The organism is Dactylosporangium sp. NPDC049742 (assembly GCF_040674675.1).
In the GTDB taxonomy this organism is placed as follows: domain Bacteria; phylum Actinomycetota; class Actinomycetes; order Mycobacteriales; family Micromonosporaceae; genus Dactylosporangium; species Dactylosporangium maewongense.
Genome location: NZ_JBFANF010000016.1, coordinates 114,732 through 136,322 on the forward strand (window position 1 = coordinate 114,732; position 21,591 = coordinate 136,322).

The following is a 21,591-nucleotide window of genomic DNA, read 5'->3' on the forward strand; positions in this document are numbered from 1 at the left end:
GGCGGGTGGCCGGACGGCGTTTTAGGCATACTGGCCCCTACGGGGAGGGGTTTCACCATGTCGATGCTCAAGGGCGCCAACCTGCCGGTGCAGGCGCCGGCGGTCCGCGCGGTCCTGGGATGGCAGTCCGGCGCCGGCGTGCCCGACGCCGACGGTTCCGCGTTGCTGCTGGTCAACGGCAAAGTCCGCGACGACAGCGACTTCGTGTTCTACAACCAGCCGTCGCACCCGGCCGGCGCGGTCCGGCACGAGGGGAAGGCGACCGCGGGGACCCAGGTCACCGACACGGTGTTCGTCGATCTGGGCCGGGTGGAGCCGTCGATCGAGCGGATCGTGCTGGCCGCGTCCGCCGACGGTGGCACGTTCGGGAAGGTGCCGGGGCTGCACATCCGGCTCCTCGATGCGACGAGCGGTGCGGAGGTCGCCCGCTTCGACAGCCCCGGTGCCACGAGCGAGACGGCGTTCATCTTCGGCGAGTTGTACCGGCGGGCCGGGCAGTGGAAGTTCCGGGCGGTCGGGCAGGGGTACGCCTCGGGGCTGGCGGGACTGGCCCGCGACTTCGGCATCTCGGTCGACGACGCTCCCCCACCCACGCCCGCCGCTCCCGCGCAGCCGGCGTCATACCCGCCGCCCACCTCGAACCTGCCCATGTCGCCGACGCCCCCGGTCGCGCCGCCTGTTCCTGTCGCGGCACCTGTTCCTGTCGCTGCACCGGCTCCTGTCGCTGCACCGGCTGCTGTCGCGGCACCGGCTCCTGTCGCGCCGCCGGTCGCACCCGCAGCGCCCGCCGCGCCGGTGCGGTTGACGAAGGTGACACTGACCAAGCAGGCGCCGACGGTGTCGCTCGCCAAGCAGGGCGGCCGGTCCGGTTCGCTGCGGGTCAACCTCAACTGGAGCATGCGCTCCCTCGGCAAGCGCGGCCTCTTCGGCAAGCAGAAGACCGCCCACCTGCCCGACCTGGACCTCGACCTGTGCTGCCTGTGGGAGCTCATGGACGGCCGGAAGGGCATCGTCCACCCGATCGGCGACAGCTTCGGCGAGCTGGACCGCCCGCCGTACATCATGCTCGACGGCGACGACCGCACCGGCGCCAACGAAGCGGGCGAGAACCTCACCATCAACCTCGACCACACCGACAAGTTCCGCCGGATCCTCATCTTCGCGAGCATCTACGCCGGCGCCACCTCGTTCGCCGGCCTCGACGCCGTCGCCACCCTGTTCCCCCAGCACGGCGCCCCGATCGAGATGCGCCTCGACGAATGCACCGTCGAGTCCCGCGCCGCCGCCCTGTTCCTCATCGAGAACATCAACGGCGAGCTCGTCGTCCGCCGCGAGTCGCGGTACATCGTCCAGGCCCCCGGCCAGTACCGCAACGACGCCGTCGACGCCGCCTACAACTGGGGCATCAAGTGGGTGACCGTCCCGGGCAAGAGCTGACCACCCCGCCCCGCGACGACCGTCCGCAGCCGCCGCCGCAGCCGCCGCGAGCTCCCAGGCAACGCCGCCAACCGCAGCACCTCGGCCTCGGTGAGCTCGTGCCGGCCCGCCAGGGCCAACGCCGCGACGTACGGCCGGACCTCCGCCGCCTCGAGCAGCCTCACGACATGGTGCAGGACGCGCAGCAGCACGCCACGGTCGGCATTGGGATGCCCGGCGACAACGCGCAGCAGATCGTTGAACTGCCACGTTTCATAATCGCCGTCCAGCACACGCACCAGCGTGCCGGCAGCGGCCTGCGGTCGCCGCGCCACCGCCATCCGGACGAACGAATACCCGCTGCCCGCGAGCGCGTCGAGCCCGGCTTGGCCGAGCCCGGGGGTCCTGCGCCGCCCGGAGGTAGTCCGCCGGAGACCGCGCCCCGGCAGGCAGCAGCGACTCGAGCTCCACCCAGCCATCGTCCCACCACGCCGTTGCGCAAGGCATGACCGCCGGCGGGGTCAATCGAAGCGGCGCCGACTCGTCCGCAGCAGGCGTGGCCGCCGCCGACTGCAGGGTCAACCGAGCGCTGCCGAGCTCGCCGCGGCAGGCGTCCGCCGATGGCGTGAGTCGTCACGCGTCGGGTTCGGGTAATGCGCGGCGCAGGGCGTCGGCCGGGGTGAGGGTGCAGCCTTCGCCGTAGGCGTCGTCGAACGCCGGACGCCCCAGCATGGCCGCAAGGTCGCGATGCAGGTCCTCATCGGCCGGTTTCGACAGGCGCAGATGGTGGCCGGACAACTCGCGCTAGCGGTGCGCGGCGCCGAGCTCGGCGCGGCAGGCGTCCGCCGATGGCGTGAGTCGTCACGCGTCGGGTTCGGGTAATGCGCGGCGCAGGGCGTCGGCCGGGGTGAGGGTGCGGCCTTCGGCGTAGGCGTCGTCGAACGCCGGCCGTCCCAGCATGGCCGCAAGGTCGCGATGCAGGTCCTCATCGGCCGGTTTCGACAGGCGCAGATGGTGGCCGCACGACTCGCGTTGGCGGTGCGCGTCGCCGAGCACGCCGCTGCAGGCGTCCGCCGATGGCGTGAGTCGTCACGCGTCGGGTTCGGGTAATGCGCGGCGTAGGGCGTCGGCCGGGGTGAGGGTGCGGCCCTCGGCGAAGGCGTCGTCGAAGGCGGGGCGTCCCAGCGCGGTCGCAAGGTCGCGGTGCAGGACCTCGTCGACTGGCTTCGACGGGCGCGGGTGGGGGCCGGACGACTCACGCTGGCGGTGCGCGGCGCCGAGCTCGCCGCTGCAGGCGTCCGCCGAGCTCGCCGCTGCAGGCGTCCGCCGAGCTCGGCGCGGCAGGCGTCCGCCGATGGCGTGAGTCGTCACGCGTCCGGTTCGGGTAATGCGCGGCGTAGGGCGTCGGCCGGGGTGAGGGTGCGGCCTTCGGCGTAGGCGTCGTCGAACGCCGGGCGCCCCAGCGTGGTTGCGAGGTCGCGGTGCAGGTCCTCGTCGGCCGGTTTCGAGGGGCGGAGGTGGGGGCCGGACAACTCGCGCTGGCGGTGGGCGGCGCCGAGCAGGACGGCGGCGGGCCGGGGGCGGTCCTGCGCGGCGGCGAGCGCGGCGAGCGCCTCGAGGGACTGCACGAGCACCACCGACTGGCCCGCGACCAGGACCGCCTCGGCGCAGCCGCGCAGCAGCTCGGCGGCGCGGGGCAGGTCGCCGGTGTGCCTGGCGTGCTCGCCGAGGACGAACAGCGCCCGTCCCGCGCAGCGGCGGTCGCCGAGCCTGCGCAGCGCCGGCAGCACGTCGTGCATCAGCTCGGCGGCGTGAGCAGTGGAGCCGCGGACGAACGCCCACTGGGCGAGGCCGACGTCGGCGTGGACGATGTCGGCCTCGCTGCCGGCGGCCTCGGCCATCGCCCGGCTCTGTGTCAGCCAGGCGTGGATGTCGTCGTCGGCGACGCCGGCCGCCATGGCCCGCTGCGCCATCATGAACAGGGTGTTGGCCGCATACACGTGGTCGCCGGCGCGGCGGAACAGGGTGACGCTGTCGCGGCCCCATTGCAGGGCCTCGCTCAGCGCCCGCGATGCCAGCACGAGGCCCTGCATCGTGAGCGCCCGGTCCCACCCGCGGTCCTCGGGGAACCCGTCGAGGGCCTCGCGCAGCGCGGGGTGGCTCAGCTCAGGCCGGATCCACGTCGAGCACATGCCGACCGCGCGGGCGGCGGTCGCCCGGGTCAGCGGGTCGTGGCCGGCGGCGAGCCGCTGCGCCCGCTCGGCGAGGTCGAAGGCGGTGCCGGCGTCGCTGGGGTGCAGCACGGCGCTGGCCGCGGCGAGCCCGGCGACCGCCGCCGGGGTCGCGGGCGGCTCGCCGGCGGCCAGGGTCCGTTGGATCCACTCCTGCGCCTCGCGCCGCTGCCCGGCCAGGTCCCAGAACCGTTCCAGGGCCGCGATCCAGCGCCAGGCCGACTCGGTGTCGCCGGTGTCCACACTGTACGAGAACGCGGCGCGCACATTCGGCTGCTCCGTCGAGACGCGCAGGAACCAGGCCCGCTGCTCGGCGTGCCTGAGCCCCTCGGCGGCGCGCTCGCCGAAGGCCAGGAAGTGCGCGGCGTGGCGCCGGCGCGTGCCGGGTTCGGCGTCGCCGGCACCGAGGCGCTCCGCGGCGTAGGAGCGGATCGTCTCCAGCAGCCGATACCGGCGCAGGTCCCCGCCGGCGGTGGAGACGAGCGACTTGTCGACGAGCGCCGGCAGCACCCTGACGGCCGCCCGTGCGTCGCCGTGGACCGCCTGGACGGCGTCGAAGTCGAAGTCGGCGGGGAACACACCGAGCCGGTCGAACAGGGCGCGCTCGTCGGCATCGAGCAGCTCATAGCTCCAATCGATGGCGCTGCGCAGGGTCCGGTGCCGCGGACCGGCGGTGCGGGCGCCCGCGGACAGCAGGTCGAAGCGCTGGTCGAGGTGCTCGACGAGCTCGGCCGGCCCGAACGTGCGCAGCCGCGACGCGGCCAGCTCGATCGCGAGGGGCAGGCCGTCGACCCGCCGGCAGAGGGCGGCGACGGCGGGGGCGACGCCGTCGGTCAGGGCGAACCCCGGCGCGGCGGTCGCGGCCCGGTCCACGAACAGCCGCACCGCGGCGCTGCCCGCGATGTCCGCCGAATCCAGGGAGGCCGGCACATCGAGGGGGTCCACCTGGTAGGTGACCTCGCCGGGCACGCCGAGGGGCTCGCGGCTGGTGGCGAGGACCCGCAGCGGCCCACCGGCACGCAGCAGCGTGGCGACGACGTCGGCGGCGGCCGCCACGACGTGCTCGCAGTTGTCGACGAGCAGCAGGCCCGGCAGGCCGGCGGCGGCGTCGCCGAGGATGTCGGTCAGGGACCAGCCCGGCTCCGGCACGACACCCAACGCCCGCGCGACGACGTCACCGACGAGGTCCGGCGTGACCGGCGCCAGATCCGCGAGCCACACGGCACCGCCCACGCCGCCGACGCCATCCGCGCCGCCCACCCCGCCCGAACTGCCGACGCCGCCCGCACTGCCGACGCCACCCGCGCCACCCGCACTGCCGACGCCACCCGCGCCGACCGCGTCGGCCGTGGCGACCCGGAACGCCAGCCGGGTCTTGCCCACCCCGCCCGGCCCGGTCAGCGTGACGAGCCGGTGCTCGCGCAGCAGTGCCCCGACCTCGCCGGTCTCCCGGTCCCGGCCCACGAGGCTGGTCAGCGGCGCGGGCAGGGCCGGCGTGGAGCGGGCCGGGCGGCGCAGCGCGGCACCGGCCTCGACCAGCGCCGCCCGGTCGGCGACGCCGAGCTTGCGCAGCAGCGCCGCGACGTGGCTCTCCACGGTCCGCACCGACAGGTGCAGCCGCTCGGCGATCTCCCGGTTGCGCAGCCGCTCACCGACCGCGCGCAGCACCTCCGCCTCGCGATCGGTGACACCGGCCGCCCGGCCCTGCCCCTCGACGCTCATGCCCGCATTCTCCCCGCCGGGTCTGACAAAACTCCGTAGGAGGTTCCGTGCAACGTACGGATGACCCGGCGGGGCCCATCGGCGAAGCTGATGCCGTCAGTACACCACCGGACAGGAGCAGCATGGACACCGCAGGCTTTCTCGCGACCCCCGAGCCGACCGCCGAGGCGCAGCGCCTGTTCGACGACGACGTCGCCGAACTCGGGTACGTCATGAACAACTCGCGCCTGTGGGCGTACCAGCCGGAGACGCTGTCGGGGCTGTTCGAGCTGCTCCGGACCGCGAACGCCGGCGACCGGCTCAGCCTGCGGCAGCGCGGCATCCTCGTCACCGCCTGCGCGTCGGCGTTCGGCGACTCGTACTGCGCGCTCGCCTGGGGCGGCAAGCTGGCCGGCCTCAGCGAACCGGAGACCGCCGCCGGGGTGCTCACCGGCAGCGACGCCGGGCTGAGCCCCGAGGAACGGGCGATGGCGGGCTGGGCGCGCAAGGTCGCCCGCGACCCGAACGGCACCACCGAGGAGGACGTCCAGGCGCTGCGCGACGCCGGCTTCAGCGACCCGCAGATCTTCACGATGACGGTGTTCGTGGCGCTGCGGCTGGCGTTCTCGACGGTCAACGACGCGCTCGGCGCCCGCCCGGACCAGGCCCTGCACGCCTCGACCCCGGCCGCCGTGCGCGACGCGGTGACCTTCGGCCGGCCCGTCGCCTCGTGACCGGCGCCGGCATGACCGCGACGCGCGACGACTCCAGCCGCAACGGCGTGGACGTCGCCGCCCTCTCCGCCACCGCCGACGCGGTCCGGGGCGACCCGGCCGCGGCCGCGTTCCAGTTCCGCGCCCACAACGAGTGGATCAGCGGCACCCACAACCGCGGCACGATCCACGACTACTCCGGCGGCGGCGAGGAGCGCACGCACGAGCGCACGTTCCAGTTCGACGCCGACCACCCGGCCGTCCTCGCCGGCCGCGACAACGGACCGACCGGACCGGAGCTTGTCCTGCACGCGCTCGCGTCCTGCCTCACCGCCGGCCTGGCGACCGCCGCCGCGGCCCGCGGCATCCGCCTCACCGAGGTCCGCTCGACCGTCACCGGCGACCTCGACCTCAACGGCGTCCTCGGCCTCGACCCGGCCGTCCGCAACGGCTTCGGCCAGATCACCGTCCGCTTCACCGTCACGGGCGACGCCCCCGCCGACCAGCTGCGCGACCTGGTCGAGCACGCCCGGGCCCGCTCGGCCGTCCTCGACGTCCTCACCAACGTGGTCCCCGTCACGATCGAGGTCGCAACCGTTTGAACCGGCCAACGCGTCCACTCAGCCACAGAGGCCCCACACCGACAGGAACCCCCCACATGTGCGCATCACCGTTGGTCCCGGACGCGACGCCCCGCCACTGGGCAGGCCCGTCCTGACGCCGGTAAGGACATAAGCTCTGCGGCGTGTACTTCGTGCGCCGGTGGCGGGACGAGTCGCCGCTCAGCAAGCGGGTGATCAGGGTCGCGGACGCGACGGTGCTGGAGTGGTTCCGGCGCGGCTGGGACCAGGAGGACCCGGACGACTGGGTCGGCGGCGAGCTCGACGGCGGGGTCTACGGGCTCGAGTCCATCTTCGAGAAGGCGCAAGACCTGCCCCGCCCCGAGACCGTCGACGAGCTCCGCGGGCTGCTCGACGAGCACCTCTGGGTCGAAGGCGACGACGACGGCACCTTCATCCGGCTCGACGAGCACACGTTGCGGGTGCGCACCGACGACGACGAGGTCGACCTGGCCTACTACTTCATCGAGGACGTGGCCGCGGCGCCGGACCGGGTCGCGTTCCTGCTGTGGGACGAGTGGCCGCTGCCCGCGGGAACGTCGGACGCGGTCTTCGACCACGACGTGCCGGTCCAGACCGTACGGCCCGCGGGTGCCGGACCGGACTGTGTCTACTCGGTCCGCGTCTGCTGGCAGCACCCCGGCACCGGAACGAACCTGGACCTGGCGGGCGCGGTGGCGTTCCCCGGGCTGACGCTACCGGAGCTCGCCGGGTACCTCCGCGACGCCGCCGATCCGGAGGCGCTGGGCTGGCCGCACGACGCGCGGCTGCTGCGCGCCCTCGTCGGGCCGCAGGACGGCGACATGGGGCCGGCGATGGAGCGGTTCGCGCGGCTCGGCGGCTACGACCCAGAGCCGGCCGGGATCGACACCGTGGCGGAGCACGACCTGATCCACCAGCGGGTGCTCAAGGACCTGCCGGCCGAGCCGCTCGCCGGGACGCGGGTCGGCCTGGCGCCACACATCGCGCAGGTCGCCCGGCACATCGACAGTTTCTTCGGCTTCGACCAGTGGTTCGTCTTCGACACCCGCTGGGCGGCGGCGCACCCCGACCTGGCCCGCTCCCTGCTGCGGTACGCCGCCCACTGGGACCCGTTCGACGGATGAACGACGGACAAAAGCGCGGGCGGTCAGGCGACCCAGGAAGGCACGATCTGGGCGAGCCGGGCCGGGTCGGTCAGCGTCGAGATCCTGGTGACGACGCCGCCGGTGACGGTGAAGGCCATGACCGTCACCGGCCGGCCGCCGACCGTGACGAGGACGCCGGGGACGCCGTCGATGAGCGCGGGATGGACCACGGCGTCGGGGCGGGCGAACGTCGTGGCCTGGGTGGCGACGGCGGTGGCGCCGCGGATGAGGGTGCCGGCCGCGTGCAGCTCGATGTCGGGGGCGAGGACGGTCAGGAGCGCCGCGACGTCGCCCCGCCCGGCGGCGGCGAGGAACGCGTCGATGACCTGCCGGGCGGCGGCCTGGTCGCCGGCCTGGTCGCCGGTTGAGGGGCGGCCGAGGCGCACGCGGGACCGGGCGCGGCTGGCGAGCATCTTCGTGGCGGCGGTGCTGCGCCCGAGGACGCCGGCGATCGCGTCGAACGGCACGTCGAACACGTCGTGCAGCACGAACGACACCCGCTCCGCCGGCGTGAGCGCGTCCATCACGACGTACAGCGCGAGACCCACCGACTCGGCGAGCATCGCCTCACGCTCAGGGTCGGCGTCGTCGGAGAGGGAGCCGACGAGCAGCTCCAGCGGCTCCTCGCCGCGCCGGCCACGGACCCGCAACGTGTCCAGGCAGATCCGCGAGGTGACCGTGGTGAGCCAGCCGCGCAGGTCGTCGATGCCTTCGGGTCCGGTCCGGGCCAGCCGCAGCCACGCCTCCTGCACGGCGTCGTCCGCGTCGGCGTGGCTGCCGAGGATGCGGTACGCGACGGCGTGCAGATACGGCCGGTGGACATCGAACTCGTCGGTCACGGCGTTCCCCCTTGATGCGGTGTCACCATCACGACGTCCACGGGACCGGGAAGGTAACGCGTTACCTTCCGGCCGCGGCGGACGTCGCAATGGCATGACGACACCACGAATCCAGAACACCACGACCCAGCCCGACATCACCACCGCGATCCAGCACCTGTACAAGCAGGTGTACGCGGGAGGCGTACCGCGGCAGACGCTCGAACTGGTGCACCTGCGGGCGAGCCAGATCAACGGCTGCAGCGCCTGCGTGGACGCCGGGGGTGTGAGCGGCGCCAAGGCCGGCGTCAGCACCGACAAGCTGCTCGCCGTCGCCGCCTGGTACGAGCACCCGGCGTTCGACGACGCCGAACGGGCCGCGCTCGCGCTCACCGAGGCCGCGACCCGGCTCGCCGACCGGCCGGGCGCGGTCACCGACGAGATCTGGGCCGAGGCCGCGAAGCACTACGACGAGCGGCAGCTGGGCGCGCTCGTGCTGATGGTCGCGGTCACGAACTTCTTCAACCGCATCAACACCACCCTTCGGGTGCCCGCGGGCACCCGTTGGGAGTAACGGCGGGTCACACGTCGCGGGACGGCTCCGGCTCGGGCTGCTGCTCGTGCCGGGGCCCGGCGACCAGCTCGCCGGCGACCGCCTCGGCGTCCTCGATGTCGGCCTCGACCTGCGGCTGGCTGACCCACAGGGCGCGCATCTGCTGCTGCATGAACGAGGTGAGGCGCGACCGGTACTCGTGGTCGAAGCGCTCCAGGGCCTCGATCTGCTGCTGCAGGGCCTGCCGCTTCGAGGTCAGGCCACCGACCACGTCCTCGTAGATCTGCTCGGCGCGCTGCTTGATCTCGTGGGCGCTGGCGCGGGCCTGCTGGATGATCTTGTCCGCACGGTCCTGCGCCTCGGCCAGGACGTCGGAGGCGTTCTGCTCCGTCTCGGCGGCGAACTGCTCCGCCGACTGGGCGATGCTGTCGGCCTGCGCCCGCGCGTCGGCGATGATCTTCTCGGCCTCGGCGCGCAGCGCGTCGGCGCGCGCCTGGGCCTTCTGCACGATCTGCCCGGCCTCGGCGTGGGCGCCGGCGCGGATCTGCTCCGCCTCGCGCTTCGCGCCGTCGAGGTGCTCCTCGGCGGTGCGCTGCGCCATCGTCAGCACCTGCAGCGCCTGGTGCTGTGCGTTGATGGTGTTCATGTCGGGGCGGGGCGCCTGCTGCTCCGCGGTGTTGTTCAGCTGCGCGTGACCGTTCGCGAGCCGATCGTCGTACGGTCGCATCCCGTGCTGCGTCATGGTCCCTGCCCTCCTCGATGGCGATTCCGCACTCCGGCCGCGAACCGGCCGCGAGCGGGGGGCGGGTGCAGAATGCCACGCGGACAGTACCCGAGAAGCCGCCGGAAGTCAGCACCCGCGGCTACCGACGGTCGCCGCCTCCTCCGGTACCGTTGACCCGATCATCGGGGAGTGTGCATGCGGTATCTCGCGCTCGGCGCGCTCGAGGTCCTGGCCGCCGACGGGGAGCGCCTCGACCTCGGCAGCCAGCGGCAGCGCACGGTGCTGGCCGCGCTGCTGCTGGACGCCGACAAGGCCGTGCGGCTCGAGCGGCTCGTCGAGACGCTCTACGGCGAGGAGCCGCCGTCGACGGCGCGGGTGCAGGTGCAGATCTGCGTGTCAGCGCTGCGGCGCCTGTTCGCTACGCACGGTGACCCTGACGCGATCGTGACGCAGGCACAGGGGTACCGGCTGCGCATCGGCGACGGCGAGCTGGACCTGTGGCGGTTCGAGGAGGAGCTACGCCTGGCGCGGCAGGCGCAGTCCGTGAACCGCGCCACAGAGGCCGTCGCGGGCTACCGGGCGGCGGCGGCGCTGTGGCGCGGCCCCGCGTCCGACGGCATCGACAGCCGGCTCATCCAGTCCGCCGCGGCGCGGCTCACCGAGCGCAGGTTCACCGCGGTCGAGGAGTGCGTGGAGCTGGAGCTCGGCCTCGGCCGGCACCGGGAGCTGGTCGACGAGCTGGCGAGCCAGGTCGCGGAGCAGCCGCTGCGCACGAAGCTGCGCGGGCAGCTGATGCTGGCGCTGTACCGGTCGGGCCGCGCTCCGGAGGCCCTCGAGGCATATCGGGCGGCCCGGCGGTACTTCGCCGACGAGCTGGGCCTGGAGCCCGGGGAGGAGCTGCGCCGGCTCGAGCACGCGATCCTGACCGACGACCCGCGGCTGGCCCTGCCGGAGCGGGCGGCGGTCGCGCCGGCACCGGCGGCGCCGCACCTGCTGCCGACGGACATCGCCGACTTCACCGGCCGCCGCACCCAGCTCGACGCGATCGAGCGGCAGCTGACCCTCGCCGCGCAGGACGCGTCCCGCTTCGCGGTGCCGGTCGTGGTGATGCCCGGCAAGCCCGGCGTCGGCAAGACCACCCTCGCGGTGCACGCCGCGCACCGGCTCGCCGCCCGCTACCCCGACGGCCAGCTCTTCGCCGACCTGCACGGCCGGCACAGCGAGCAGGTCAGCGCGATGCAGGTGCTCGAACGGTTCCTGCGGGCGCTGGGCGTGCCCGGCACGCAGATCCCGACGACGCTGGACGAGTGCGCGGAGCGCTACCGCGCGCTGCTGTCCAACCGGCGGATGCTCGTCGTGCTCGACAACGCCAGCAGCGAGAGCCAGGTCCGCCCGCTGGTGCCGGGCTCGTCGCGGTCGGCGGTGATGGTCACCAGCCGCGGGCGGCTCGCCGGGCTGCCGGGCGCGGTGCACGTGGACATCGACGTGTTCGACGCCGCCCACTCCGTGCAGCTGCTGTCCCGGGTCGTCGGCGCCGACCGGATCGAGGCCGAGTCGGACTCGACGGCGGAGCTCGCCGAGCTGTGCGGGCACCTGCCGCTGGCGCTGCGGATCGCCGGCGCCCGGCTCGCCGCCCGTCCACATTGGAGCGTCGACCAGCTGCTGCGCCGGCTCGCGGTCGAGACCCGCCGCCTCGACGAGCTCGCGCACAGCGGGATGGGCGTGCGGGCCAGCATCGCCCTCACGTACGACCACCTCGGCCGCGACGCCCAGCGGCTGCTGCGGCTGCTGACGGTCCCGGACGTCCCGCACTTCTCCGGGTGGACCGCGGCGGCGCTGCTCGACATGCCGCTGCCGGACGCGCAGGACCTCCTCGACGAGCTCGCCGACGCGCAGCTGGTCGAGACCGGCGGGTCGAGCCGCGGGGAGGCCACGCAGTACCGGCTGCACGACCTCATCCGGGTCTTCGCCCGCGAGCGGCTCACCCCGGACGACGACGAGACCGGGGCGCTGGAGCGTTACCTGGGCGCGCTGCTGTTCCTCGCCGGTGAGGCGCACATCGCCATGTACGGCGGCGACTTCCTGCGGCTGCGCTCGCCCGCGTCGCTGCTTCCGCTGCCGGTGCGGACCAGCCCGCCGCTGGAATGGTTCGAACGCGAACGGCCGGTGATCGTCGCGGCGGTCCGGCACGCGGCCCGGGCCGGTCGCGTCGAGCACGGCTGGGGGCTGGCGATGACCGCCGTCACCCTGTTCGAGTCCCGCAACTACCTCGGCGACTGGCGCGAGACGCACCGGGTCGCCCTGGAAGCGGCCACCGCGGCCGGCGACGTGCGGGGGCAGGCGGCGATGCGGTACTCGATCGGCTCGCTGCTCATGTTCGAGCAGCGCTTCGACGACGCCCTGGCGGCCTTCGACACGGCCCGGGCGCTGTTCGACCAGATCGGCCACGACCAGGGGGTGGCGCTGGTCGACGGCCACATCGCCTTCATCGACCGGGTCTTCGGCCGGCAGGACGAGGCCACCGACCGCTACATGCGGGCCCTCGACACGTTCCGCCGGATCGGGGATCCGGCGGCCGCCGCGTACGTGCTGCACGGCCTCGCCCACATCAAGCTCGAGCTCGGCGACATCGAGGCGGCCCGGGCCATCCTGCCGGAGGCCCTCGACGACACCCGCCGCGCCGGCAGCCGCCGGGTCGAGGCGCAGGTGCTGTACCGGCTCGGCCAGCTGCACCTGCAGGCCGGGGAGCCGCAGGCCGCGGCGTACGTCTTCGCGCAGACCCTCACCGTCGTGCGGGAGCTCGGCGACGGGGTCGGCGAGGCGTACGCGCTGCACGGCACCGGCACGGCGGCCGTCCGGATGGGCGACCTCACCGGCGCCGGCGTGGCGCTGCGGGAGGCGCTCCGGCTGGCGCGGGAGGCCGGCGACCGCATCGTGGAGGCGCGGGTGCTGGTGGCCCGCGCCGAGCTGGCGACGGCGGCCGGCGACCCCGGGCTGGCCGCGGCCGAGCTGCGGGCGGCGCTGGAGCTGCTCCAGGCCGTCCGGCCACCCCGGCTGGAGGCGCAGGTGCGGTCCCGGCTGGCGGAGCTCGACGCGGGATAAGCGCGCGATGCCGCCCCGATAAGCGGCGCCCGCAGCATCGGATCGTCGAGGTTGGACGGTTCGATGCGAGGGAGATCGCCGTGTACGCCATCCGGATCAGCGGGCTCGTCAAGCGGCACGTCATCGCCGGGGTCGACCTGTCGGTGCCACCCGGCGCGCTGGTCGCGGTGCTCGGCCCGCCCGGCGCCGGCAAGTCCGCGCTGGTCGAGATCGTCCTCGGCCTGACCGGCCCGGACGCCGGCGAGGTGAGCATCCACGACCGGCCGCCGCGCGACGCGGTCCGCGCCGGGCGGGTCGGCGCGATGCTCCAGCACGGCACCCTGCTCGACGACTGCAGCGTGCACGAGACGGCCGCGATGATCGCCTCGCTGCACCGCTCGGCGCGGCCGGTCACCGAGGCGCTGGACCTCGCCGGCGTGCGGGCCCTCGCCGGGCGCCGCTGCGGGACGCTGTCCCCCGGCGAGCGGCGGCAGGTCCGGTACGCGCTGGCGCTCGCCGGCTGCCCCGACGTCGTGGTGCTCGACGAGCCGCCCGCGTTCCGGGGCTTCCACGAGTCGCTGCGCGTCCTCGGCCGGCGCGGCACGGCCGTCCTGGTCACCGCCCGGTCCCTGCCCGATGCCGTCTTCGACCAGGTCGTCGCGCTGCCGGCCGCCGCGATCGCGTAGGGGGACCGCATGCTCGGATATCTCGCGCTGGAGACCCGGCGGGCCCTGCGCTGCCGCCGCTACCTGCTGCTGGCGGTCGCGCTACCGGCGGTGCTGTTCCTCGGCTACCGGCTGGTCATGCCGTTCGACGGCGACGCCTACCTGGTGCCGACCCTGGCCGCGCTCGGGGCGTACATCGCCGCGACCCTGCCGATCGCGCGGATCGCGCTGGAGCGCGCCGGCGGCTGGCAGCGGCAGCTCAGCCTCACGCCGCTGACCCCGGGCGCGTACCTGACCGCGAAGGCGCTCACCGCGATGCTGGTGTCGGCCACGCCGATCGCAATGGTGTGCCTGCTCGCCCGGTTCGTCGACCAGGTCGACCTGGCCGCGGGCGCGTGGACCCGGATCGTCGCCGGGATCTGGCTGGCGACGCTGCCGTTCGCCCTGCTGGGGCTGGTGCTCGGCCAGCTCGTCGCGGCCCGTGACCAGCCCGCGGTCGCCGGTGGGGCGCTCACCGTCGGCGCGCTGCTCGGCGGGCTGCTCGTGCCCCTCGCACTGTTCCCGGGCTGGCTGGTCGACGTGGCGAAGGCGCTGCCGACGTACTGGCTCGGCGAGGTCGCGCGGAGCACCGTCGACCAGCACACCGACGCTCGCGACGCCGCCATGGTCCTCGCCGCCTGGACCGTCGAGGCCGCCGTGGTCCTCGCCGTGCACCAGTGGCGGACCCGGCACCGGCGTCCGTGAGCGGCGACAGCGTGACGACAGCGGTCGGACCGCGCCGCCCGATCGGCTTCCCGATGACGGGGTCAGCCGCGGAGCCAGTCGCGGAGGCGGGACATGGCGTTCCTGGAAGGTGGGGGTGGTGGGGGCAGGGAGCGGCGGAGCTCGTCCTCGGTCGCGGGGCGTGCGTCGAGGACGGTCTGGCGCAGCAGCGCCTTGTCGACCCTGAGGCCGCCCATGGCGTACACGTAGACGTGGCCGCGCGCGATCACGTAGCCGTGCGTGTCGTCGGTGCGGCGGTACAGCAGGCCGCCGGGCTCCGCGGTGCAGGTGGCCACGCCGCAGGTGTTCTCCGACAGGTCGGCGAAGACGTCGATCACGACGCTCTGCGGTGAGGCGGCGGGGTCGGCGGGTTCGAGCCGGAGGCCGGGCGGGATGCCCTGCTTGCGTGGGATGAAGCCGGGCGACGACGCGAAGAAGATGCCCTCCTCGCCCTCGAAACTGAGCGCGGTCAGCTCCGCCGGGGACGCCGGGTGGACCGTCGCGGCGGCGGCCCGCAGCACCTGGCGGTCCACGACGAGCGGACCGGCCACCACGACGAGCGACTGGCCGGAGGTGACCTGGTAGCCGTGCTCCGCGACGCCGCGACGGTAGACCCAGCCGTCCGGCTCGGCGGTGCACTCGGCGCTCCGGAGGCTCGAGTCGTACGCCGTCTCGCCGCACGGGGCCGGGTCGGTCACCGCGTACTGCCGGGCGTAGGCGAGGACGGTGATCCAGCGCGGCTGCGGGATCGCCGCCGGGTCGGTGGGCGTGAACGTCCGGGTGCCGACGACCCCGCCGAACGAGGGGTCGGTGGGACGGTAGCCGGGGATGCTGACGACGTACGGCGGATCGTGGGGCAGCTCAACGGCGGGCGGAAGGGCCGGCGACGACCGGGCCAGGGCGACGAGCCCGGCCCCGACGAGCGCCACCAGGGTCCCGGCCGCGGTCAGCCGGGCCGGCCAGCCGCGCAGCAGTACCCCGGCGACCAGGGCGAACGGAATGCCGCTGCACAGCTGGGTGAGCGCACCGTCGCGGCTCACGCCGAGCCCGGCCTCGTCGGTCAGCGCCCACCCGAACCCCCACAGCGCCACACCGAACCCCAGCACGAGCAGCACCCACCACACCTGCCGCCCGGTCGTCCCGCCGAGCACCGACGCCGCCGCGGTCGCCTTCACGATCAGCCACAGCACGAGCAGGAAGACACCGGCGACCACGATGCCGCCCCCGATGAGACCTGCCGGGCTGTGGGCGAACGCGGCGGCGACCGCGACCCCGACCGCGGCGGGCAGCCCGACCGAGCCCAGCATCCACACCCCGGCGAGCTGCCCGGCCACGAGCGCGTGCCGCTTCCCCATACCGACCAGCATCACGGCTCGAACAGCAGAGACCATCCGTCGCGGTACTCAACGACGTCTGAGTATCCGCCGGTCTCGGCACAGCGGGCGTCGATAGGATGGCGGGCGTGACGAGGTGGGTGACCAGGGTCGAGACCGCGGCGGACGGGCCGGCCGTGCGGGCGATCAACCTGGCCGCGTTCCCGACGGCGGAGGAGGCCGACCTCGTCGACGCGCTGCGGGCGGACCCGGCGTGGATCGACGGGCTGTCCGTCGTCGCGGCCGGGGAGGACGGTGAGGCGGTCGGGTATGCGCTGCTGACCCGGTGCCACATCGGCGGGGAGCCGGCGCTCGCGCTCGCGCCGTGCTCGGTCCTGCCGCGGGTGCAGCGGCAGGGCGCCGGGTCCGCGGCGATCCGGGCGGCGCTCGACGCGGCGCGGGCCATGGGCGAGCAGACCGTGGTCGTCCTCGGGCACGCCGACTACTACCCGCGGTTCGGGTTCGGCCGGGCCTCGCAGTTCGGCATCAGGGCGCCGTTCGACGTGCCCGACGAGGCGCTGATGGCGATGGCGCTGCGGGACGGTGTCGAGGTCCCCTCCGGCACGATCGCGTACGCCGCGCCGTTCGGGGTCTGACCGTGCGGGGTGCCGCGGCCGTGTACGAGATCGACGGCAGGCTGCTGCTGCAGACCGTGCACCGTTCGGGCCGTGCGGGCATCTCGGAGCGCCACGTCGACGTGCTCGACGGGTACCCGGACGTCACCGCCGAGGCGCTCGGCGACGCCATCGGGGTCGCCCTCGCCAGATCGCGCGAGATCCCGTGGCCGGCGTCGTGGCCGACGATGCGGGAGGTGACGGCGCCGCACCTGGCCAGTTCCCCGCGCCGCTACCGTTCGTGGCGCTCGTGGCAGCGGGCGGCCCGGTACGTCAGCGTCCACGTCACGGCCGACGCGGTGCACCTCCGGCGTTGGCTGCCCGACCTCGGCGGTGGCGGATGGGAGCCCCGCCCGGTCGACGCGCCCGGCGACGGTTGGACGTACGACCTCACCATCGGCGGCGACGCGACTCCCGCCGGCATCGGCACGGCCGTCCTCACGCTCCTGGAATCGCCACCGCTGCGCGACTAGCTTTCACAGACGTCGATATTTCCTCGCCAGGGGTGGTTGGACGGGGTGGGTGCGGGTAGGCGTACGCGGTATGACGGTGGGGGGAACCAGGGAGCGCACGTTCTTCGGGCAGCCGCGGGTGCTCGCGAACCTGTTCGGGGTCGAGCTGTGGGAGCGGTTCTCGTTCTACGGCATGCAGGGCATCCTGCTCATCTACCTGTACTACTCGGCGGCCGACGGCGGGCTCGGCATCGACCGGGCTACCGCCGCCGGCATCGTCGGCGCGTACGGCGGCGCCGTCTACCTGTCCACCATCCTCGGCGGGTGGGCGTCGGACCGGTTGTTCGGGCCGGAACGGGTCCTGTTCGGCAGCGCCGTGCTGGTCATGGCCGGGCACCTCGCCCTCGCCCTGATCCCGGGGCTGGCCGGGGTGAGCGTGGGCCTGGTCCTGATCGCGGTCGGCTCGGGTGGGGTGAAGGCAAACGCGACGTCGCTGGTGGGGTCGCTGTACGCCGCGGACGACCCGCGCCGGGACGCCGGGTTCTCGCTGTTCTACCTGGGCGTCAACCTCGGCGCGCTGGCCGGGCCGCTGCTGACGGGGCTGCTGCAGGAGAACGTGGGCTTCCACTACGGCTTCGGGCTGGCGGCCGCGGGCATGGCGGTGGGGCTCATCCAGTACACCTTGGGACGGCGCGACCTGAAGGGCGCCGCCCGCGAGGTGCCCAACCCGCTGCCCGCCTCGCGGCGATGGCTCGTCGCCGCGGTCGCCGTCGCGGGGGCGGCCGCGATCGGGGCGGTCGTGGTCAGCGGGCTGCTGCCGGCGGACCGGCTCGCGACGGCCGTCGTGGTCGTCAGCGCCGTCGCCGCGGCCACCTACTTCGCCGTCATCCTCACCAGCCGCGCCGTCACCGCCGTCGAGCGCCGCCGCATGCTCGGGTTCATCCCGATGTTCCTGGCCAGCGCGGTGTTCTGGTCGCTCTACCAGCAGCAGTTCACCGTCGTGACGATCTACTCCGACCGGCGGCTGGACCGCACCATCCTCGGCTGGGAGATGCCCGTCTCGTGGGTCCAGGCGATCAACCCGGTGTTCATCATCGTGCTGTCCGGCGCGTTCGCGGCCCTCTGGACGCGGCTCGGCGACCGGCAGCCGTCGACCCCCGCCAAGTTCGCCGCCGGCACCGCCGTGATGGGGCTGGCGTTCCTGCTGTTCCTGCCGCTCGCCGGCGGCGGGCCCAACAGCGCGCCGCTGCTCGCCCTCGCCGGGATCCTGCTGGTGTTCACGATCGCTGAGCTGCTGCTGTCGCCGGTCGGGCTGTCCCTGGCGACGAAGGTCGCGCCGGTGGCGTTCCGCACCCAGACCGTCGCGCTGTTCTTCCTGTCCGTGGCGCTCGGCACCGCCATGTCCGGGGTGCTCGCCCGCTACTACGACGAGGCGCGCGAGACCTGGTACTTCGGCACGCTCGGCGGCACCGCCCTGCTCTTCGCCGCCGTCCTCGCCGCCCTCATCCCCACGATCCGCCGCCTGCTGTCCGGCGTCCACTGACCTCGCCACGGCGCGGCCGGACCCCTTGACGGGAGGTCTCGATGAACGTCGCTGCGCGGCTGGCGGTGGCGGTCATGCTCGGCCCGGCGACCGGCGGGCCCGGCGCCGGCGCCGTCATCGTGGCGACGGAGGTCCGCCGGTACCTGCTGTCGGCGCCGCGTTCACGAGCAGTTCCCGAAGGCGTCCGGTGACGTCGGTGTCGCGGTAGGTCGCCCACCACCGCGCCGCGTCCATCAGCTCGCCGACGGCGGACGCATCGTCGCGCAGGCACTCCCGCGCCCGCTCGTCGAACGACGGGTCCACCAGCGCGTACAGCAGCAGCTGCCACCGATCGCGCCCGATCGACTCGGCGAACGACGCCCCGCCGAGGAACGCGAGACCGGCCGCCGCCGCGCGCATGCCGGACGCCGACAGCCGCCGCAGCGCCGGTCCGCCGACCATCAGCAGCGCCCGCTCCAGCGTCGGGCCGGGGTCGACGCCAACCTCCAGCCACACCCACTCGGTGACCGCGATCAGGTCGTGCACCGCGCCGTCGCGCGCCATGGCGTCGTCGGCGAGCAGGTCGAGGCCGTCGAACGTGCCGGCCCGCATCGCGAACCCGACCAGCGCGAGCCGGGCCTCCGCGTCCGACGGGTCGCGGTCGAGGCACGCGCGGGCGTGGTCGTGCACCTTGAACCACGTGGTCCGGTGGTTGGTCCGCGACCAGAACGGGTCGTCGCGGGGCACCGCGTCGAGCCGCGACCACATGCCCCGCAGCGCACCGTTCACGCGGGCGATGAGGGCGTCGTCCTCGAACACCCCGCCCGCCCGCACCAGGTCGTCGCCGGTCATGTGGCAATTGTCGCGCCAGGGACTACGGTGAGGTGCATGCGGTGGGCTGTCGCGGGCACGATCGGCATCATCCTGGCGACGGCTGCCTGCGGCCACGGCGAGACGCCCGACCCCGGGCCGCGTCCGTTGTGGACGGTGCAGGTCGAGACCGGGGCGCAGGACGTGGCGGTCGTCGGGGACGTCGCAGTCGTCATCGGCGACCAGACGCTGCTCGGGCTGGACAGGCAGACCGGGCGAGAGCTGTGGCGCCGGGACAAGGCCGCCCACGTGGCCGTCGTCGCGGGCGACCGGGTCGTCCTCCAGGAGGCGGACGCGGCGGCGCTGACCCATCGCGTGTTCGTGCTCGACGCCGCGACCGGGACCCCGGTCTGGGGCACGCCGCCGTCGCTGTGGCGGCCCGTCGTCTACGCCGACGCTGTCTACAGTGGAGACTGCCCGGCCGGTGGGGTGGTGTGCACGCTGGTGGCGCTCGGCATGCGCGACGGGCGGGAGCTGTGGCGGCTGCCGAAGGCGACCGGCAACGTGGGCGCCGACACGATCGGGCGGCGGGGGCCGTTCGCACCGAAGGCGGGTCCGCGGCTGCTGCTGACCGGGGCACCCCAGGGCGGCCTGACCCTGCTCGACCCGGCGACCGGTGTGGCGTCGGCGGCGTCTGTACCGCGGGAGCGGGGCTGGTTCGCGCTCGCCGCAGGGGACCTGATCGTCACCACGGACCACGACCCGCCCGCCGGCGATTCGAACTGCACGGTCGCCGTCACCTCGTACAGTGGCGACACCGGGAAAAAGACGACCTCCGGCGCCGTCTACAGCGGCCACGAACGCGGCGGCGAGTGTCAGCGGGCGTTCGGCGACCGCCACGCGGGGGCGGTCCTCATCGGCGCCGGCACGAGGATCGCGGCCGCGACCTCCGGCGACGCGGTCCAGGTGTACGACCTCGCGACCGGCCGCACCGTCTGGCGCTCCGACGAGCGGGGCGTGCCGCTGGAGAGCGACGGCACGACGCTGCTGGTGCGCGACACCGCCGACGAGGGCGGCTTCCGGCTGCTGGACTTCCAGACCGGAGCGGTGCGCTGGAAGGCGCCGGACAGCGGCCTGTCGGGGCTGTCGGCGAGCTGGGACTGCGCGCTCACCGCGGGGCTCGTCGCCGTGCAGGGCGCGACCGGCGACAAGCCGTTCGTGCGGGTGTACGCGGCGCGCTCCGGCGAGGACCGCGGCCGGTTCGGCAGCTGGCTCGCCGGGCTCGGCGACGACTGGGTCGCCACCACCCGCGGCTCGGGCTCGAACCGCCTGGCGCTGGAGATGTTCCGTGTGACGCCCTGACCGTCACACCGGTTTTCGGGCGGGAACCGTTCAGGTGCAGCGCGGTTGCGCCGATGGTCACTGCGTCACCGGGAAGCGACGCACCACAGGAGGCCACGGATGAACCGCACCACGATCACGCTCGTCGGACTCGCCGCCGCTGCCGGGCTGGGCAGCCTTCTCGCGTCCTCCCCCGCGCACGCGGCCGCCGCCGGGACCGACGTCTACGCCCGCGCCGGCGTGGTCTACGCCAGCACCGGCGGCCACGAGGTGCGCCTCACCGAGGACGAGGTCAACGCCGAGCCGCGCCTCTCCCCCGACGGCAAGCGCATCGCGTACGTGCACAACAACACCGTCTGGGTGATGCGCGTCAACGGTGCGGGCAAGCACCAGGTGAGCGACCGCACCGGGACCGCACCCGCGTGGACACCGGACAGCACCCGCATCACGTACACCGCGACGTCCTGCACCGGCGCTCCCGGCACGTTCCGCGTCGGGCTGGCGGGCGGCACGGCGTCCGTACCTGTCTCGCCCGCCGTGTGCCGCGACCAGGCGCCGCCGCAGGTCGGCTTCATCACCGACGTGCCCGGCGACCAGCCCGCCTGACGCTACTGCTTGCTCAGCACGCAGTAGATCGGGTCGCTCGGCCGGGTCAGGTAGTACTCGAGGTCCTCGAAGTCGCCCCAGGTCCGCTCCGCGTGGGCGCTGAACTCCACGCTGCCCTTGCTGGCGAACTGGACCTCCTGATCGTGGTTCTTGTCCGCGGCGGCGATCTTCCAGGTGAACTCGCCGTCGGCGTAGGTCCGCACGTCGTTGGTGTCCTCGCTGGTCGGCAGGCCCTTGACGGTGGCCGTGCCGTCGGCGCGGATGCTGATCGTGCCGTCGCAGTCGCTGGACCAGTCGCCGATCACGTCCTGCTCGGTGAACGGCTTGCGGCTCCCGCCGAAGACCGAGTCGGCAGCGACCCCGGCCCCCTCGCAGCAGCCGCAGCCGAGCAGCAGGGGCAGGATGACCAACGCAGCGGCGATTCGCCTCGCCCGGGCCTGTAACGCCATGCGCTGATCATGC

Annotated in this window: 22 protein-coding genes; 13 read left to right on the forward strand and 9 right to left on the reverse strand. The window is 74.2% G+C overall.

Annotated elements, in window-relative coordinates; genetic code table 11:
* Positions 1-57: 57 nt before the first annotated feature.
* Entirely contained in the window at positions 58-1,437 is a 1,380-nt protein-coding gene (locus AB0J72_RS21615; protein ID WP_363401318.1) for a TerD family protein, read from the forward strand.
* Here AB0J72_RS21615 and AB0J72_RS21620 read toward each other — a convergent pair.
* The 4 genes from AB0J72_RS21620 to AB0J72_RS21635 all read right to left on the reverse strand — a co-directional run bounded on the left by AB0J72_RS21620 (position 1,392) and on the right by AB0J72_RS21635 (position 5,369).
* Positions 1,392-1,757, reverse strand: coding sequence for a hypothetical protein (locus tag AB0J72_RS21620; protein WP_363401319.1), 366 nt, complete (start codon positions 1,755-1,757; stop codon positions 1,392-1,394). The two genes, AB0J72_RS21615 and AB0J72_RS21620, sit on opposite strands and share 46 nt — an antisense overlap.
* A gap of 520 nt (positions 1,758-2,277) precedes the next feature.
* Positions 2,278-2,472: a hypothetical protein gene (locus AB0J72_RS21625; protein WP_363401321.1), complete on the reverse strand. Its 195-nt coding sequence runs from the start codon at positions 2,470-2,472 to the stop codon at positions 2,278-2,280.
* 33 nt (positions 2,473-2,505) lie between these two features.
* Entirely contained in the window at positions 2,506-2,787 is a 282-nt protein-coding gene (locus AB0J72_RS21630) for a hypothetical protein (protein ID WP_363401323.1), read from the reverse strand.
* Complete coding sequence (locus tag AB0J72_RS21635) at positions 2,784-5,369, reverse strand: LuxR C-terminal-related transcriptional regulator (RefSeq protein WP_363401325.1); 2,586 nt, start codon at positions 5,367-5,369, stop codon at positions 2,784-2,786. Before AB0J72_RS21635 ends, AB0J72_RS21630 begins: the two co-directional genes overlap by 4 nt.
* Before the next feature lie 122 nt (positions 5,370-5,491).
* Here AB0J72_RS21635 and AB0J72_RS21640 point away from each other — a divergent pair, with 122 nt between their 5' ends.
* The 3 genes from AB0J72_RS21640 to AB0J72_RS21650 all read left to right on the forward strand — a co-directional run bounded on the left by AB0J72_RS21640 (position 5,492) and on the right by AB0J72_RS21650 (position 7,787).
* Entirely contained in the window at positions 5,492-6,082 is a 591-nt protein-coding gene (locus AB0J72_RS21640) for a hypothetical protein (protein WP_363401327.1), read from the forward strand.
* Between the two features lie 11 nt (positions 6,083-6,093).
* Entirely contained in the window at positions 6,094-6,663 is a 570-nt protein-coding gene (locus AB0J72_RS21645; protein ID WP_363401329.1) for an OsmC family protein, read from the forward strand.
* Between the two features lie 143 nt (positions 6,664-6,806).
* On the forward strand, positions 6,807-7,787 hold the full coding sequence (locus tag AB0J72_RS21650) for a hypothetical protein (protein ID WP_363401331.1): 981 nt from the start codon (positions 6,807-6,809) through the stop codon (positions 7,785-7,787).
* A gap of 23 nt (positions 7,788-7,810) precedes the next feature.
* Here AB0J72_RS21650 and AB0J72_RS21655 read toward each other — a convergent pair whose 3' ends face one another.
* The gene (locus tag AB0J72_RS21655; protein ID WP_363401332.1) at positions 7,811-8,647 is read right to left on the reverse strand and encodes a sigma-70 family RNA polymerase sigma factor; all 837 of its coding nucleotides are present in this window, start codon (positions 8,645-8,647) and stop codon (positions 7,811-7,813) included.
* Positions 8,648-8,741: 94 nt separating this feature from the next.
* Between AB0J72_RS21655 and AB0J72_RS21660 the strand changes: the two genes are divergently transcribed.
* Positions 8,742-9,200: a carboxymuconolactone decarboxylase family protein gene (locus AB0J72_RS21660; RefSeq protein ID WP_363401333.1), complete on the forward strand. Its 459-nt coding sequence runs from the start codon at positions 8,742-8,744 to the stop codon at positions 9,198-9,200.
* 7 nt (positions 9,201-9,207) lie between these two features.
* On the opposite strand, the gene AB0J72_RS21665 is transcribed toward AB0J72_RS21660, so the two are convergent.
* On the reverse strand, positions 9,208-9,921 hold the full coding sequence (locus AB0J72_RS21665; RefSeq protein ID WP_363401334.1) for a hypothetical protein: 714 nt from the start codon (positions 9,919-9,921) through the stop codon (positions 9,208-9,210).
* Positions 9,922-10,098: 177 nt separating this feature from the next.
* Between AB0J72_RS21665 and AB0J72_RS21670 the strand changes: the two genes are divergently transcribed.
* From AB0J72_RS21670 to AB0J72_RS21680, 3 genes are all read left to right on the forward strand, one after another.
* Positions 10,099-13,005: a BTAD domain-containing putative transcriptional regulator gene (locus tag AB0J72_RS21670; RefSeq protein WP_363401335.1), complete on the forward strand. Its 2,907-nt coding sequence runs from the start codon at positions 10,099-10,101 to the stop codon at positions 13,003-13,005.
* Between the two features lie 80 nt (positions 13,006-13,085).
* Positions 13,086-13,670 (forward strand): ATP-binding cassette domain-containing protein, encoded by a 585-nt coding sequence (locus AB0J72_RS21675; protein ID WP_363401337.1) that lies wholly within the window; start codon positions 13,086-13,088, stop codon positions 13,668-13,670.
* A gap of 9 nt (positions 13,671-13,679) precedes the next feature.
* Positions 13,680-14,393: an ABC transporter permease gene (locus tag AB0J72_RS21680; protein WP_363401338.1), complete on the forward strand. Its 714-nt coding sequence runs from the start codon at positions 13,680-13,682 to the stop codon at positions 14,391-14,393.
* A gap of 62 nt (positions 14,394-14,455) precedes the next feature.
* Here AB0J72_RS21680 and AB0J72_RS21685 read toward each other — a convergent pair whose 3' ends face one another.
* Positions 14,456-15,766, reverse strand: coding sequence for a hypothetical protein (locus AB0J72_RS21685; protein ID WP_363401340.1), 1,311 nt, complete (start codon positions 15,764-15,766; stop codon positions 14,456-14,458).
* A gap of 107 nt (positions 15,767-15,873) precedes the next feature.
* Between AB0J72_RS21685 and AB0J72_RS21690 the strand changes: the two genes are divergently transcribed.
* The 3 genes from AB0J72_RS21690 to AB0J72_RS21700 all read left to right on the forward strand — a co-directional run bounded on the left by AB0J72_RS21690 (position 15,874) and on the right by AB0J72_RS21700 (position 18,393).
* Complete coding sequence (locus AB0J72_RS21690) at positions 15,874-16,380, forward strand: N-acetyltransferase (RefSeq protein WP_363401341.1); 507 nt, start codon at positions 15,874-15,876, stop codon at positions 16,378-16,380.
* A 2-nt stretch (positions 16,381-16,382) separates the two neighbouring features.
* Positions 16,383-16,871, forward strand: coding sequence for a hypothetical protein (locus AB0J72_RS21695; RefSeq protein ID WP_363401343.1), 489 nt, complete (start codon positions 16,383-16,385; stop codon positions 16,869-16,871).
* 76 nt (positions 16,872-16,947) lie between these two features.
* Positions 16,948-18,393, forward strand: coding sequence for an oligopeptide:H+ symporter (locus AB0J72_RS21700; RefSeq protein WP_363401345.1), 1,446 nt, complete (start codon positions 16,948-16,950; stop codon positions 18,391-18,393).
* Between the two features lie 114 nt (positions 18,394-18,507).
* Here AB0J72_RS21700 and AB0J72_RS21705 read toward each other — a convergent pair whose 3' ends face one another.
* A complete protein-coding gene (locus AB0J72_RS21705; RefSeq protein ID WP_363401347.1) occupies positions 18,508-19,224 on the reverse strand; it encodes a hypothetical protein in 717 nt (238 codons plus the stop codon).
* 36 nt (positions 19,225-19,260) lie between these two features.
* Between AB0J72_RS21705 and AB0J72_RS21710 the strand changes: the two genes are divergently transcribed.
* On the forward strand, positions 19,261-20,544 hold the full coding sequence (locus AB0J72_RS21710; RefSeq protein WP_363401349.1) for a PQQ-binding-like beta-propeller repeat protein: 1,284 nt from the start codon (positions 19,261-19,263) through the stop codon (positions 20,542-20,544).
* A gap of 99 nt (positions 20,545-20,643) precedes the next feature.
* Complete coding sequence (locus tag AB0J72_RS21715) at positions 20,644-21,129, forward strand: hypothetical protein (RefSeq protein ID WP_363401351.1); 486 nt, start codon at positions 20,644-20,646, stop codon at positions 21,127-21,129.
* 2 nt (positions 21,130-21,131) lie between these two features.
* Here the strand turns inward: AB0J72_RS21715 and AB0J72_RS21720 are convergent, their stop codons facing one another.
* Positions 21,132-21,578 carry a hypothetical protein gene (locus AB0J72_RS21720; RefSeq protein WP_363401353.1) on the reverse strand — a complete coding sequence of 149 codons (447 nt, stop codon included), beginning with the start codon at positions 21,576-21,578 and terminating at the stop codon, positions 21,132-21,134.
* Between the last annotated feature and the right edge of the window lie 13 nt (positions 21,579-21,591).

Excerpts from the sequence above, each read along its gene's own strand:
- AB0J72_RS21615 (WP_363401318.1), top strand. The coding sequence starts at position 58 with ATGTCGATGCTCAAGGGCGCCAACCTGCCGGTGCAGGCGCCGGCGGTC.
- AB0J72_RS21620 (WP_363401319.1), bottom strand. The coding sequence starts at position 1,757 with ATGGCGGTGGCGCGGCGACCGCAGGCCGCTGCCGGCACGCTGGTGCGT.
- AB0J72_RS21635 (WP_363401325.1), bottom strand. The coding sequence starts at position 5,369 with ATGAGCGTCGAGGGGCAGGGCCGGGCGGCCGGTGTCACCGATCGCGAG.
- AB0J72_RS21640 (WP_363401327.1), top strand. The coding sequence starts at position 5,492 with ATGGACACCGCAGGCTTTCTCGCGACCCCCGAGCCGACCGCCGAGGCG.
- AB0J72_RS21645 (WP_363401329.1), top strand. The coding sequence starts at position 6,094 with ATGACCGCGACGCGCGACGACTCCAGCCGCAACGGCGTGGACGTCGCC.
- AB0J72_RS21660 (WP_363401333.1), top strand. The coding sequence starts at position 8,742 with ATGACGACACCACGAATCCAGAACACCACGACCCAGCCCGACATCACC.
- AB0J72_RS21665 (WP_363401334.1), bottom strand. The coding sequence starts at position 9,921 with ATGACGCAGCACGGGATGCGACCGTACGACGATCGGCTCGCGAACGGT.
- AB0J72_RS21670 (WP_363401335.1), top strand. The coding sequence starts at position 10,099 with ATGCGGTATCTCGCGCTCGGCGCGCTCGAGGTCCTGGCCGCCGACGGG.
- AB0J72_RS21680 (WP_363401338.1), top strand. The coding sequence starts at position 13,680 with ATGCTCGGATATCTCGCGCTGGAGACCCGGCGGGCCCTGCGCTGCCGC.
- AB0J72_RS21685 (WP_363401340.1), bottom strand. The coding sequence starts at position 15,766 with ATGGGGAAGCGGCACGCGCTCGTGGCCGGGCAGCTCGCCGGGGTGTGG.
- AB0J72_RS21705 (WP_363401347.1), bottom strand. The coding sequence starts at position 19,224 with ATGACCGGCGACGACCTGGTGCGGGCGGGCGGGGTGTTCGAGGACGAC.
- AB0J72_RS21710 (WP_363401349.1), top strand. The coding sequence starts at position 19,261 with ATGCGGTGGGCTGTCGCGGGCACGATCGGCATCATCCTGGCGACGGCT.
- AB0J72_RS21715 (WP_363401351.1), top strand. The coding sequence starts at position 20,644 with ATGAACCGCACCACGATCACGCTCGTCGGACTCGCCGCCGCTGCCGGG.
- AB0J72_RS21720 (WP_363401353.1), bottom strand. The coding sequence starts at position 21,578 with ATGGCGTTACAGGCCCGGGCGAGGCGAATCGCCGCTGCGTTGGTCATC.